The 13502-nt window shown below is 72.6% G+C and carries 9 protein-coding genes; 6 read left to right on the forward strand and 3 right to left on the reverse strand.

What is annotated here, in order from left to right; all coding sequences use genetic code 11:
- Nucleotides 1-107 precede the first annotated feature (107 nt).
- Complete coding sequence (gene pepN, locus ABZ836_RS09015) at nucleotides 108-2690, forward strand: aminopeptidase N (protein ID WP_361140827.1); 2583 nt, start codon at nucleotides 108-110, stop codon at nucleotides 2688-2690.
- Nucleotides 2691-2950: 260 nt separating this feature from the next.
- On the opposite strand, the gene pepN (ABZ836_RS09020) is transcribed toward pepN (ABZ836_RS09015), so the two are convergent.
- Nucleotides 2951-5521: an aminopeptidase N gene (pepN, locus tag ABZ836_RS09020; RefSeq protein ID WP_361140829.1), complete on the reverse strand. Its 2571-nt coding sequence runs from the start codon at nucleotides 5519-5521 to the stop codon at nucleotides 2951-2953.
- Between the two features lie 219 nt (nucleotides 5522-5740).
- Between pepN (ABZ836_RS09020) and ABZ836_RS09025 the strand changes: the two genes are divergently transcribed.
- On the forward strand, nucleotides 5741-6397 hold the full coding sequence (locus ABZ836_RS09025; RefSeq protein WP_361140831.1) for a DsbA family protein: 657 nt from the start codon (nucleotides 5741-5743) through the stop codon (nucleotides 6395-6397).
- Between the two features lie 274 nt (nucleotides 6398-6671).
- Here the strand turns inward: ABZ836_RS09025 and ABZ836_RS09030 are convergent, their stop codons facing one another.
- Entirely contained in the window at nucleotides 6672-7253 is a 582-nt protein-coding gene (locus tag ABZ836_RS09030; protein ID WP_356136433.1) for a biotin transporter BioY, read from the reverse strand.
- 329 nt (nucleotides 7254-7582) lie between these two features.
- Between ABZ836_RS09030 and ABZ836_RS09035 the strand changes: the two genes are divergently transcribed.
- Together ABZ836_RS09035 and ABZ836_RS09040 are read left to right on the forward strand one after the other, a co-directional pair.
- Complete coding sequence (locus tag ABZ836_RS09035; protein ID WP_361140834.1) at nucleotides 7583-9031, forward strand: amino acid permease; 1449 nt, start codon at nucleotides 7583-7585, stop codon at nucleotides 9029-9031.
- A 114-nt stretch (nucleotides 9032-9145) separates the two neighbouring features.
- Entirely contained in the window at nucleotides 9146-10231 is a 1086-nt protein-coding gene (locus ABZ836_RS09040; protein WP_356136430.1) for a hypothetical protein, read from the forward strand.
- A 170-nt stretch (nucleotides 10232-10401) separates the two neighbouring features.
- Here ABZ836_RS09040 and ABZ836_RS09045 read toward each other — a convergent pair whose 3' ends face one another.
- Nucleotides 10402-11835: an amino acid permease gene (locus ABZ836_RS09045; RefSeq protein WP_361140836.1), complete on the reverse strand. Its 1434-nt coding sequence runs from the start codon at nucleotides 11833-11835 to the stop codon at nucleotides 10402-10404.
- 248 nt (nucleotides 11836-12083) lie between these two features.
- Here ABZ836_RS09045 and ABZ836_RS09050 point away from each other — a divergent pair, with 248 nt between their 5' ends.
- Together ABZ836_RS09050 and ABZ836_RS09055 are read left to right on the forward strand one after the other, a co-directional pair.
- Entirely contained in the window at nucleotides 12084-12569 is a 486-nt protein-coding gene (locus ABZ836_RS09050; protein ID WP_356136426.1) for a ribose-5-phosphate isomerase, read from the forward strand.
- 107 nt (nucleotides 12570-12676) lie between these two features.
- Nucleotides 12677-13501 carry a DNA-formamidopyrimidine glycosylase family protein gene (locus tag ABZ836_RS09055; protein WP_361140838.1) on the forward strand — a complete coding sequence of 275 codons (825 nt, stop codon included), beginning with the start codon at nucleotides 12677-12679 and terminating at the stop codon, nucleotides 13499-13501.
- Nucleotide 13502: the final 1 nt, after the last annotated feature.

The following is a 13502-nucleotide window of genomic DNA, read 5'->3' on the forward strand; positions in this document are numbered from 1 at the left end:
TTCGGTCCGCTTCCGTGCGGTTCTCCACAGGCGGAACTACCTGATCGCGCGGAGCCCGGACCCCGTGGAAGGATGGCGCAACCTACGCATAACGAGGAGATGACCGCGTGCCTGGCACCAATCTGACCCGCGAAGAGGCACAGCAGCGGGCCGAGCTGCTCACCGTTGACTCGTACGAGATCGAACTCGACATCTCCGGCGCTCCGGAGGGGGAGACGACCTACCGGTCCGTCACCACGGTGCGCTTCCGGTCCGCGCGCGACGCGGACTCCTTCATCGACCTGGTCGCGCCCACCGTCCAGGAGGTCACCCTCAACGGCGACGCGCTGGACCCGGCCGAGGTGTTCCAGGACTCGCGGATCGCGCTGCCCGGCCTGCTGGAGGGCCCGAACGTGCTGCGCGTGGTCGCGGACTGCGCCTACACCAACACCGGCGAGGGCCTCCACCGCTTCGTGGACCCGGTCGACGACCAGACCTACCTCTACACGCAGTTCGAGGTACCGGACGCGCGCCGCGTCTTCGCCTCCTTCGAGCAGCCCGACCTGAAGGCCACCTTCCAGTTCACCGTGAAGGCCCCCGCCGGGTGGAGCGTGATCTCCAACTCGCCCACCCCGGAGCCCAAGGACGGCGTCTGGGCCTTCGAGCCGACCCCCCGGGTCTCGTCCTACATCACGGCACTGATCGCCGGCCCGTACCACTCGGTGCACAGCACCTACGAGAAGGACGGCCGGACGGTCCCGCTCGGCATCTACTGCCGCCCGTCGCTCGCCGAGCACCTCGACGCCGACCACATCTTCGAGGTCACCCGCCTCGGCTTCGCGTGGTTCGAGGAGAAGTTCGACCACCCGTACCCGTTCGCCAAGTACGACCAGCTCTTCGTGCCCGAGTTCAACGCCGGCGCCATGGAGAACGCGGGCGCGGTCACCATCCGCGACCAGTACGTCTTCCGCTCCAAGGTCACCGACGCCGCCTACGAGCGCCGCGCCGAGACCATCCTCCACGAGCTGGCCCACATGTGGTTCGGCGACCTGGTCACCATGGAGTGGTGGAACGACCTCTGGCTGAACGAGTCGTTCGCGACGTACACCTCGGTCGCCTGCCAGGCCGCCGCCCCCGGCTCCCGCTGGCCGCACGCCTGGACGACGTTCGCCAACTCCGAGAAGACCTGGGCGTACCGGCAGGACCAGCTGCCGTCCACCCACCCGATCATGGCGGACATCCGCGACCTCGAAGACGTCATGGTCAACTTCGACGGCATCACCTACGCCAAGGGCGCCAGCGTCCTGAAGCAGCTGGTGGCGTACGTCGGCGAGGACGAGTTCTTCCGCGGCGTGCAGGCCTACTTCAAGCGGCACGCCTTCGGCAACACGCGGTTGGCCGACCTGCTGGGCGCCCTGGAGGAGACCTCCGGCCGGGACCTGAAGAACTGGTCGACGAAGTGGCTGGAGACGGCCGGCATCAACATCCTCCGCCCGGAGGTCGAGACCGACGAGGCCGGAGTCATCACCTCCTTCGCGGTCCGCCAGGAGGCCCCCGCGCTGCCCGCCGGCGCCAAGGGCGAGGCGCTGCTGCGCCCGCACCGCATCGCGATCGGCTTCTACTCCCTCGACGCGGCCGGCGGCAAGCTGGTGCGCACCGAGCGCCTGGAGCTGGACGTCGACGGCGAGCTCACCGCCGTCCCGCAGCTGGCCGGCAAGGCCCGCCCGGACGTGGTCCTGCTCAACGACGACGACCTGTCGTACGCCAAGGTCCGCCTGGACGAGCGGTCGCTGGCCTTCGTCACCGAGCACCTCGGCGACTTCGAGTCCTCCCTGCCGCGCGCCCTGTGCTGGGCCTCCGCCTGGGACATGACCCGCGACGGCGAGCTCGCCACCCGCGACTACCTGGAGCTGGTGCTCTCCGGCATCGGCAAGGAGTCCGACATCGGCGTGGTGCAGTCGCTGCACCGGCAGCTGAAGCTGGCGCTGGAGACGTACGCGGCCCCGGCCGACCGGGACGCGCTGCTGGCCCGCTGGACGGACGCCACGCTGGCGCACCTGCGGTCCGCCGAGCCGGGCAGCGACCACCAGCTCGCCTGGGCCCGCGCCTTCGCCGACGCCGCCCGCACGCCGGAGCAGCTCGACCTGCTGGAGGCGCTGCTCGACGGCTCGCAGAGCGTCGACGGCCTCGCGGTCGACGCGGAGCTGCGGTGGGCGCTGGTCCAGCGGCTGGCGGCCACCGGCCGGTTCGACGAGGCGGAGATCGCCGCCGAGTACGAGCGCGACCGCACGGCGGCCGGCGAGCGGCACGCGGCCACGGCCCGTGCGGCCCGGCCGACGGAGCAGGCCAAGGCCGAGGCGTGGGCGGCCGTCGTGGAGTCCGACAAGCTGCCGAACGCGGTCCAGGAGGCCGTGATCATGGGCTTCGTCCAGAGCGAGCAGCGGGAGCTGCTGGCGCCGTACACGGCGAAGTACTTCGAGGCGCTGAAGGGCGTCTGGGAGTCCCGCTCCTTCGAGCTCGCCTCGCAGATCGCGGTGGGCCTCTACCCGGGCATCCAGGTCTCCGAGGACACCCTCGCCCGCACGGACGAGTGGCTGGGCTCCGCCGAGCCGAACGCGGCCCTGCGCCGCGTGGTCACCGAGTCCCGCGCGGGCGTCGAGCGCGCCCTGCGCGCCCAGGCCGCCGACGAGGCAGCCGCCGCCTCCCGGTGACCCCCGGGGGCGCCCCTCCCACGGGGCGCCCCCGACCCCGGGCCGGTTGGCCCGCGCCCCGGCCCGGGGCCGGTGGGGCCGCGGCCCCGGTCCCGGCCCGGTGGGGTCGCGGCCCTGGCGCCGCTCGGCCGGTTCCCGCGGCGCGCGCGTCGCGCGCCTCGCGGGCCGTCGCGCGGCGCGGGGCGGAGCCACCGGTGCGGGGCGGTGGCATCCGTGCGGGGCCCGCGCGGCGGGGGTCCGCGCGGGCCGCGTGGCCGGGATCAGGCCGCCGCGTCGCACTCCTGCGCACGGAGCGCACGCGCCAGGTCGTCCCGCGCCTCCAGCACCAGGCGTCGCAGCGCCGGGGCGGCGTCCTCGTGCGCCGACAGCCACGCGTCGGTCGCCTCCAGCGTCCCCGGCGAGTCCTGCAGCCACGGGTACAGACCCGACACCAGGTGCTGCCCGATCTGGATGGACCGCTCGGCCCACACCCGCTCGATCATCGCGAAGTACTTCTCCGCGTACGGCGCGAGCAGCCCCCGCTGCGAGGGCTGCGCGAACCCCCCGATCGTGGCCTCCACCAGCGCGTTGGACAGCGCGTCGGACTCCACGACCGCCGCCCAGGCCTGCGCCTTGACCGCCTCCGACGGCCGCGCCGCCAGGCACAGCGTCTGCCGCCGCTCGCCGGAGGCCGTGTTGTCCCGGGCCCGCTCCCCGGCCAGCACCGACTCGTCGGCCAGACCGTGCGCGGCGAGCGGCTCCAGGAAGTCCCAGCGCAGCTCCTGGTCGATCTCCAGGCCGTCGATCTTCTCGGTGCCGTCCAGCAGCCCCCGCAGCAGCGCGAACTCGCCCTCGCCGGAGGCCACGGACGCGAGGAACCGGGCCCAGGCGAGCTGGTGCTCGCTGCCCGCCTCCGCCGCCCGCAGCTCCCGCAGCGCGCAGTCGGCCAGCAGCCGCTCACCCTCCGGCCGCCACACCGGCGCCGCGTACCGCACCAGCGCGGTCCGCACCCAGGCGTGCAGCATCTGCAGGACGCCGATCTCCGTCTCGACCCCGCCGAACCGGTCCACCAGCGCCGCGAACTCGCGGGCCGGCAGCAGGCCGTCCCGCGTCATGTTCCACAGCGCCGACCAGCACAGCGCCCGCGCCAGCGGGTCCGTGAGCGAGCCCAGGTGCTCGCGCAGGGTGGCCAGCGAGGTCTCGTCGAAGCGGGCCTTGCAGTAGGTGAGGTCGTCGTCGTTGACCAGCACCAGGTCCGGGGCGTCGGCGCCCGCCAGCTCGCCGATCACCGTCCGTGCCCCGGCCACGTCGACCTCCGCCCGCGCGTAGCGGACCAGTTCGCCGCCGTCGACGCGGTAGAGGCCGATCGCGACCCGGTGCGGCCGCAGCGTCGGGTGCGACTCGGCGGCCTCCTGGACCACCGCCAGCTCCTCGACCGTGCCGTCGCCGCCCAGCAGCACCTGCGGGGTGAGCGCGTTCACGCCCGCGGTCTGCAGCCAGGCCTTCGCCCACGAGGTCATGTCCCGGCCGCTGGTCTCGCCGAGCACCGTGAGCAGGTCGCCCAGCCGGGTGTTGCCGTAGGCGTGGCGCTTGAAGTAGCGGCGGGCGCCCTCGAGGAAGGCGTCCCGGCCCGCGTAGGCCACCAGCTGCTTGAGCACGCTGGCGCCCTTGGCGTAGGTGATGCCGTCGAAGTTGAGCTTGGCGTCCTCCAGGTCCCGGATGTCCGCGGTGATCGGATGGGTGGAGGGCAGCTGGTCGGCGCGGTAGGCCCACGCCTTGCGCATGTTGGCGAAGCTGATCCAGCCGTCGGTGAACCGGGTGGCCTCGACCAGGGAGAAGGTCCCCATGAAGTCCGCGAAGGACTCCTTGAGCCACAGGTCGTCCCACCACTCCATGGTCACCAGGTCGCCGAACCACATGTGGGCCATCTCGTGGAGGATGGTGGTGGCCCGCCGCTCGTAGGAGGTCCGGGTGACCTTGCCGCGGTAGATGTACTCCTCGCGGAAGGTCACCATGCCCGGGTTCTCCATGGCCCCGAGGTTGTACTCGGGCACGAAGGCCTGGTCGTACTTCCCGAACGGATACGGGTAGTCGAAGTGCTCGTGGAAGAAGTCCAGGCCCTGCTTGGTGATCAGGAAGATGTCGTCGGCGTCGAAGTACGGGGCCAGGCCCTTGCGGCACATCGCGCCCAGCGGGATCTCCAGCCGCGTGCCGTCGGGCAGTTCACGGCTGTAGCTGTCGGTGACGTAGTGGTAGGGGCCGGCCACGATCGCCGTGATGTACGTGGAGATCGGCTTGGTCTCCGCGAACCGCCAGACGCCGTCGGTGAGTTCGCCCGCGCCGTTGCTCCACACCGTCCAGCCCTCGGGGGCGCGGACCTCGAACCGGAAGGGCGCCTTGAGGTCGGGCTGCTCGAAGTTGGCGAAGACGCGCCGGGAGTCGGCGGGCTCGTACTGGGTGTAGAGGTAGACCTCGCCGTCCTCGGGGTCGACGAAGCGGTGCATGCCCTCGCCGGTGCGCGAGTAGGCGCACCGCGCGTCCACGATCAGCTCGTTCTCGGCGGCCAGGTCCTCGAGCTGGACGCGCGAACCGTCGAAGACGGCGCCCGGGTCCAGGTCGCGCCCGTTCAGGGAGACCGCGGTGACGCTCGGCGCGATCAGGTCCGCGAAGCTGCTCGCACCCGGTTCGGCGCAGCGGAAGCGGATGGTGGTGACGGAGCGGAACGTCCGCGGGCCGTCGCCCTCGGCCTCGCCGAGGGCCGAGCGCAGGTCCAGCGACACCTCGTAGGCGTCGACGGACAGCAGCGCGGCCCGCTCGCGGGCCTCCTCGCGGGACAGGTTCTCACCGGGCAAGGGTCGTCTCCTCCGGGTCTGGCCATGGTGGTGATCAGGGGGTGTCCTGACCGGTCACGATCCTCGCACGGGGCACTCGGGAGGGTCATGCGGGAATCCGGGGCCGCGGCGGCGTGTTGGCGTCTCCGAGGAAGCACGCACGCAGGACCGCGGTGAACGCCGCGTGAACGCCGCAGTGAAGACCCCACAGAACACCGTCACTCGCACCTGAGGAGCGCCATGTCCGAGACCACCGCCAAGACTCCGGTGGACTTCTGGTTCGACCCGCTGTGCCCCTGGGCCTGGATGACCTCCCGCTGGATGCTGGAGGTCGAGAAGGTCCGGGACGTCGAGGTGCGCTGGCACGTGATGAGCCTGGCCGTGCTCAACGAGGACAAGCTGGACGAACTCCCGGCGGAGTACCGGGAGCTGCTCGCCGAGAAGGCATGGGGCCCGGTCCGCGTCGTGACGGCCGCCTGGCAGAAGCACGGCCAGGACGTGCTCGGCCCGCTCTACACCGCGCTCGGCACCCGCTTCCACAACCAGGACGAGGGCGTGACCCGCGAGACCGTGGCGGCCGCGCTGGCCGACGCGGGCCTGCCGGCCGAGCTGATCGAGTACCACGACCAGGAGGACTTCGCCTTCGACGCCGAGCTGCGCGCCTCGCACAAGGAAGGCATCGACAAGGTCGGCCAGGAGGTCGGCACCCCGGTGATCGCGGTTCCCGGCGCGGACGGCGAGCAGATCGCCTTCTTCGGCCCGGTCGTCACCCCCGCCCCGCAGGGCGAGGAGGCGGCCCGGCTGTGGGACGGCACCCTGGCGGTGGCCTCGGTACCGGGCTTCTACGAGATCAAGCGCACCCGCACCAAGGGCCCGGACTTCTCCAACCTGGTCTGACCCCCGCCACGTCCGACCCCGCCACGTCCGACCCGGCCCGACATGGTCCGCCCGGCCTGGTCCGTGGCGACCTGGTCCGGCCCACCCCTGTCCGACGGCCGCGCGCCGGAGGACCGGCCGTCCTGCCGTACGTGTGAGAAGACGACCGCGGCAGGACGGCCCGCCGTTTCCTGCGCCCCACCTTATTGCACATCGTTCGCAGAATGAGGGCGCGCGCAGCGGAAGGCCCCGGCTCCTCGGGAGCCGGGGCCTTCCTCGCGGGCCGGTGGTCCGGTCAGCGGCGCTCGAGCAGCTTCCAGGCGGTGGGCAGCACGCCCATGGCCAGCGCCGCCTTCAGCACGTCGCCCAGCAGGAACGGGGTGAGGCCGGCCGCCACGGTCGCGCCCGCCGAGAGGTCCAGCGCGAAGGACAGGTACGGCAGGCCCACCGCGTAGATCACCGCGGAGCCCAGCAGCATGGTCCCCGCCATCCGCAGCGGGGTGCGGTCGGCGCCGCGGCGGGCCAGCGCGCCCACCATCGCCGAGGCCACGACCATGCCGAAGACGTAGCCGAGGGACGGCGCGGCGACACCGGAGACGCCCTCGGCGAACCACGGCACGCCCGCCATGCCGGCCAGCAGGTAGAGCACCATCGAGAGCAGACCGCGCCCGGCGCCGAGCGCGCTGCCGACGAGGAGCACGGCGAAGGTCTGGCCGGTCACCGGGACCGGGGAGCCCGGGATCGGCACGGCGATCTGGGCGGCCACGCCGGTCAGCACGGCGCCGCCGAGGACCAGGGCGGCGTCCCGGACGCGGGAGGCGGGCAGCAGATCGGCGAGGACCCGCCCGGAGCGGGCGGGGGCGGCGGCGGTGCTCATAGGTCTCTCCGCGAGGTGGTGGGTCGGGCTCGGGCCGGTTCGGCAAGCGCCGGCGCGACACCGGACTTGTTCGAACACGACGACGCTATCCCAGAGCGTTCGACGGCTTCACCGTCCGTGCTCGACAAAGGCCGGAACGACGTCGTCGTCGGCATCGCACAAATTACCCGTCCCCGAGCAGGACGAAGAGTGACGCTGCTCACCTCGGGGGCTTGTGGGAACCCGCCAAACGACCCCGAACGGTAAACGGAGTCTCACCCTCCGAATTGTGGTCGTTCGCATTCCGGTCCGACGCCCTGGGCCGGGCCGGCATCGGCCAGACTCGCTGCATGTCACGCACCACCCCCGAGGCCTCGGCGTCCCCGGACGGCACGCCGTCCGCCACGTCGTCGGCGGTCACCCCGTCCGATCCGTCCGCGCCCGCGCCCGAGTCCGGCTCCCTGGGCCACGGGCTCAAGCAGCGTCACCTGTCGATGATCGCCCTCGGCGGCGTCATCGGCGCCGGCCTGTTCGTCGGATCCGGCGCCGGCATCGCCGCCGCCGGCCCGTCGATCGTGATCGCCTACGCGATCTCCGGCCTGCTGGTCATGCTGGTCATGCGGATGCTGGGCGAGCTCTCCGCCGCGTACCCCTCCTCCGGCTCCTTCTCCTCGCACGCGGAGCGTGCGATAGGCCCCTGGGCGGGCTTCACCTCCGGCTGGGCGTTCTGGGTCATGCTCACCACCGCCGTCGGCCTGGAGGGCATCGGAGCGGCGAAGATCGTGACCGGCTGGCTGCCGGGCACTCCGGAGTGGCTCTGGGTCGCGCTCTTCATGGTGATCTTCACCGGCACCAACCTGGCCGCCGTGAAGAACTTCGGCGAGTTCGAGTTCTGGTTCGCCGCGCTCAAGGTGGTCGCCATCGTCGCCTTCCTGGTGCTGGGCGTGCTCGCCGTCGCCGGGCTGCTGCCGGGCAGCGACGGCGCGAACACCGCGGCCCTGTCCGAGATCATGCCCGGCGGGGTGCAGGGCCTGATCATCGGCCTGCTGGCCTCCGTCTTCGCCTACGGCGGCATCGAGTCCGTGACCGTCGCCGCCGCCGAGTCCGAGGACCCGGTGCGCGGCGTCGCGAGCGCCGTGCGCACGGCGATGTGGCGGATCGGCCTCTTCTACATCGGCTCCATGGCCGTGATCGTGCTCCTGGTGCCGTGGAACTCGCCCGACCTGGTGGAGAAGGGCCCCTACGTGGCCACGCTGGACACCCTCGGCATCCCCGGCGCCGGCCAGATCATGAACGTGGTCATCCTGATCGCGCTGCTGTCCGCGATGAACGCCAACATCTACACCGCCTCCCGCCTGGTCTACTCCCTGGTCCGCCGCGGCCAGGGACCCAAGGCGCTCGGACGGGTCCGCCGCGGGGTGCCGCGCCCGGCGGTGCTGGCCTCCTCCGGCTTCGGCTTCCTCTGCGTGCTGCTCAGCTACTGGCGGCCGGACGACGTGTTCCCCTGGCTGCTGAACATGATCGGCGCGGTCATCCTGGTGGTCTGGCTGTTCGTCGCCGCCTCGCAGCTGGTGCTGCGCCGCCGGCTCGAGCGCGAGGAGCCCGGCCGGCTCACCGTCCGCATGTGGGCCTTCCCGTGGCTCACCTGGGTCGCCGCGGCGGGCATCGTCACGATCTTCGTACTGATGCTGCTGGAGCCCGGCACCCGCGTCCAGGTCCTCTCCACCGGTGCGCTGACGCTGATCCTGGCCGCGGCGGGGTATGCGTGGCAGCGGCGGAACCGGCGCACCGCGCCCTGACCCGACGCGCTGTATCGCGCACCTGTTCGCCGGAACATGGTGGAACGGTCAGCATTCGTCGACGGCCCTGTAACAGGCGTCGGCTGCTGCTCCGTACGGGGGAAGCAAGGGGGCATGACGCACGACTTCCCCGTGGACCCCTTGCTTCCCTCCCTCCCTCAGGCCCTCGGCTCCGTCCGAGCAGGGGGGAGCCCCGTCGCCGCCTCCTCCGGGGCACGCCTGCTCGTCACGGTCGCGGAGCTGCGCGCCCACGGCGTGACGCCCGCCCAGGCCGCGGAGCGGTGCCGGCCGGGCGGGCCCTGGCAGCGGCTGCTGCCCGGCGTCTACCTGCTCCGCCAGGGGGCGCCCACCGGGGAGGAACGCCTGCACGCGGCCCTGCTCTACGCCTCCCGCCGCGAACCGGCCGCCGGCGCGGCGGACGCGCGGCGGGAGGCCACCGTGGTCCCCGCCCAGCCGCGGCGCGACGACCCGCTCCACGCCGACACCGTGGTCACCGGTGCGGCCGCGCTCGCCCTGCGCGACTTCGCCTCCGTGCCCGCGCTCGCCCTGCTCGACGCCGTCGAGGTGCTGGTCCCGCGCAACCGCCGGGTCCGCTCCGCCGGGTACGCGCGGGTGCTGCGCACCGCCCGGATGCCCGTCCCGGACCTGGCCGCCGGGGTACCGGTCGCCCCGGTCGAGCGGGCGGTCGCCGACGCGGTGGCGCACCTGCCGGAGGAGTCCGACCCGCTCGTCGTCCGGCGCCTGTTCGCCGAGGCGGTCCAGGACGGCCACTGCGAGCCGTCCGCGCTCCTGCGGGAGCTGCGCCGGGTCCGGGTGACGGGGCGGCCCCGGGTGGCCGAGGCGATGGAGGTCCTGGTGGCCGAGGGGCGCGCGGCGGCGGAGGAGCGGCTGTACCGGATGGCCTGGGAGCACCGGCTGCCCGACCCGGTGTGGAACGTCGAGCTCCGGCTGCCGGAGGGGCCGTCGCTGGGCGCGGTGGACGCGTACTGGCCGGAGCGGGGGGTGGCGGTGGAGCTCGACGCGCCGGGGGACGCGGGCAAGCGGGACCGCCTCGAGCGGCTCGGGATCACCGTGATCCGCGTGCCCCGCGTCCGCCTCACCACCCCGCACGGCATGGAGCACCAGGCCGCCCTGATCCGCACCGCGCTGACCGCGGCCCCCCAGGACGTCCCCCCCACCCTCCTGGCCCTCCCCCGCTGACCCCCACCACCGCTCCCGCCCGCCCCCGGTCGGCCGGCAACGCGAAGCCCCCGCCGCCGCCCGCGCCCCCTCCGCCCTCGCGGCGGCCCCGGGCCGTCCCCCGGCGGCAACGGGAAGACCCCCCGCCGCCCGGTGGGGCGACGAGGGGTCCCGTGGAGGGGCGGTGGAGGTTACGCCTTGGTGAGGTCCGTGGTGGGGGAGTCCTCGGCCGGGGCGGCCGGCGCCGGGGGCTTCCGGCGCCCGCGGATCAGCGCGATGCCGACCACGATCGCCGCCACCAGCAGCGTCAGCAGCATGATCTCCTGGTTGCCGTACTCCGTGTCGAACAGCATGTAGCCGATCACGAAGACGATGAACGCGATGCACGCCCAGGTCAGGTACGGGAACAGCCACATCTTCACGACCAGCTTCTCCGGCGCCTCACGCATGACGATCTTGCGCATCCGCAGCTGCGACGCGCAGATCACCAGCCACACGAACAGCGCCACGGCGCCCGAGGAACTCAGCAGGAAGTGGAAGACCTTGTCCGGGGAGACGTAGTTGAAGAAGACCGCCACGAAGCCGAAGGCCACCGAGGCGAGGATCGCGACCCGCGGCACACCGCTGCGGGTGGTGGTGGCGAAGGACTTCGGCGCGTCGCCCCGCAGGCCCAGCGAGAAGGCCATCCGGGAGGCCGTGTAGAGCCCGGAGTTCAGGCAGGACAGGACCGACGTCAGGATGATGAAGTTCATGATCTGCCCGGCGTACGGGATGCCGAGCGACTCCAGGGCGGCCACGTACGAGCCGTCCTCGGCGATCTTCTCGGAGTCCCACGGCAGCAGCGTGACGACCACCAGGATCGAGCCCAGGTAGAAGACGCCGATGCGCCAGATGATGCTGTTGGTGGCCTGGGTGACCGCCTTCTGCGGGTCCTCGGCCTCACCGGCGGCCAGGGTCGGGATCTCGGAGCCCATGAACGAGAAGACGACCATCAGGACGCCGATCATGATGGCGCCGGCGCCGTTCGGCAGAAACCCGCCGTGCTCGGTCAGGTTGGACCAGGAAGCCTGCTCCGCGTCGACGCCCGGCAGCACGCCGAAGACCGCCAGCAGGCCGATCGCGATGAACGCGCCGATCGCGACGACCTTGATGCCCGCGAACCAGAACTCGAACTCGCCGTAGTTGCCGACCGAGGCCAGGTTGGTGGCGGTGAGCACGACCATCACGATCAGCGCCCAGGCCCACTGCGGCACGGCCGGGATCCAGCCCTCCAGGATCACCGCGCCCGCGGTCGCCTCGACCGCGAGCACGACGACCCAGAAGAACCAGTAGAGCCAGCCGATGGAGAACCCGGCCCAGCGGCCCAGCGCGCGGTCGGCGTGCGCGGAGAAGGAGCCCGAGGTGGGGTTGGCGACCGACATCTCGCCGAGCATCCGCATCACGAAGACGACGAGCGCGCCCACCAGGGCGTAGGACAGCAGGATGCCGGGGCCGGCGGCCGCGATGCCACTGCTGGAACCCACGAAGAGCCCGGCGCCGATGACACCGCCGATGGCGATCATCGTCAGATGCCGGTTCTTGAGGCCTGCCTGAAGGCCGGAGCCCTCATGTCCTCCAGAAGTCATGAAGCCGTTCCTTTGCGCGGGTGTGCGTGGGGGTTCCCGTCCGCCCTCGTGAGGCACCGGGGGAGTCGCCGGAGCGACGGTTCAGTGAATCGGAGGAGAAGCCTCCATGGAACCTTGGGTTCCGGATTTTTATCGCGCCTTTGCCTCTGCTCCTATGGCGGACGTCACAGTTTGCACGAAATTGAGGTTCTCCCCGGCCGATGCCCCCCGTGCGTGTCCCGCGCACGCGCTCGTGTCACACTCGGACCATGCGCGTCTACCTCGGCTCCGACCACGCCGGTTACGAACTGAAGAACCACCTCGTCGAGTGGCTCAAGGCCGCCGGCCACGAGCCGGTGGACTGCGGCCCGCACATCTACGACGCCCAGGACGACTACCCGCCGTTCTGCCTCCGCGCCGCGGAGCGCACGGCCGCGGACGAGGGCTCCCTCGGCGTGGTGATCGGCGGCTCGGGCAACGGCGAGCAGATCGCCGCCAACAAGGTCGCCGGCGTGCGCGCCGCGCTGGCCTGGAGCGAGCAGACCGCCGCCCTCGGCCGCGAGCACAACAACGCGAACGTGGTGGCCGTCGGCGCCCGCATGCACACGGAGGAGGAGGCGACCAAGTTCGTCGAGATCTTCCTGAGCACGCCGTTCTCCGGCGACGAGCGCCACATCCGCCGCATCGAGATGCTGGCCGACTACGAGAAGACCGGCGACCTCCCGCCGATCCCGGCGCACCACCCCCAGCAGTAGGACCGGCCGCGGGCGACCGCGGCCGCACCACGCCCCAGGACCTCGCCGGCCCCCGTACGACCGTACGGGGGCCGCGCCGTGGAGCGGGGCAGAACGGAGAACGACCCGTGCCGGAAGGGCACACCATCCACCGGCTCGCCCAGGACTGCGCCGAGCGCTTCCTGCACGCCCCGGTGCGCGTCAGCAGCCCGCAGGGCAAGTTCGCCGACGGCGCCGCCCTGCTCGACGGCGCCCGGATGACCGCCGCCGAGGCGCACGGCAAGCACCTCTTCCTCCGCTTCCGGGACGCCGACTGGGTCCACATCCACCTCGGGCTGTTCGGCAAGGTCGCCTTCGGCGCCGCCCCGCCGCCCCCGCCCACCGACACCGTCCGCCTGCGCCTGCTCGGACCCTCGGCCGTCATGGACCTGCGCGGCCCCACCGCCTGCGCGCTGATCACCCCCGGCGAGAAGCAGGCGATACACGACCGCCTCGGCCCCGACCCGCTCCGCCGGGACGCCGACCCCGGCGCCGCCTGGCACCGGATCTCCCGCAGCCGCACCACCGTCGCCGCCCTGCTGATGGACCAGAAGGTCGTCGCCGGCGTGGGCAACGTCTACCGCGCCGAGGTCCTCTTCCGGCACGGCGTCGACCCCTACCTGCCCGGCCGGGAGCTCACCCGCGACCGGTGGGACGCGATCTGGGCCGACCTGGTGGAGCTGATGCGCGAGGGCGTCCGGAACAACCGGATCGACACCGTGCGCCCCGAGCACACCCCCGACGCCATGGGACGCGCGCCCCGCGTCGACGACCACGGCGGCGAGGTCTACGTCTACCGCCGCACCGGCCAGGCCTGCCACGTCTGCGGGGAGGCCGTGCGCACCGCCGAGCTGGCCGCGCGCAACCTCTTCTGGTGCCCCGGCTGCCAGCCCGCGAACGCACCCGGCGCGTGAG

The sequence above is a fragment of the Streptomyces sp. NPDC047130 genome (genome assembly GCF_040643475.1).
Lineage (GTDB): Bacteria > Actinomycetota > Actinomycetes > Streptomycetales > Streptomycetaceae > Streptomyces.

What these genes read in the sequence shown, in the direction of transcription:
- ABZ836_RS09025 (WP_361140831.1), top strand. Translation starts at nt 5,741, where the DNA reads ATGTCCGAGACCACCGCCAAGACTCCGGTGGACTTCTGGTTCGACCCG.
- ABZ836_RS09030 (WP_356136433.1), bottom strand. Translation starts at nt 7,253, where the DNA reads ATGAGCACCGCCGCCGCCCCCGCCCGCTCCGGGCGGGTCCTCGCCGAT.
- ABZ836_RS09035 (WP_361140834.1), top strand. Translation starts at nt 7,583, where the DNA reads ATGTCACGCACCACCCCCGAGGCCTCGGCGTCCCCGGACGGCACGCCG.
- ABZ836_RS09040 (WP_356136430.1), top strand. Translation starts at nt 9,146, where the DNA reads ATGACGCACGACTTCCCCGTGGACCCCTTGCTTCCCTCCCTCCCTCAG.
- ABZ836_RS09045 (WP_361140836.1), bottom strand. Translation starts at nt 11,835, where the DNA reads ATGACTTCTGGAGGACATGAGGGCTCCGGCCTTCAGGCAGGCCTCAAG.
- ABZ836_RS09050 (WP_356136426.1), top strand. Translation starts at nt 12,084, where the DNA reads ATGCGCGTCTACCTCGGCTCCGACCACGCCGGTTACGAACTGAAGAAC.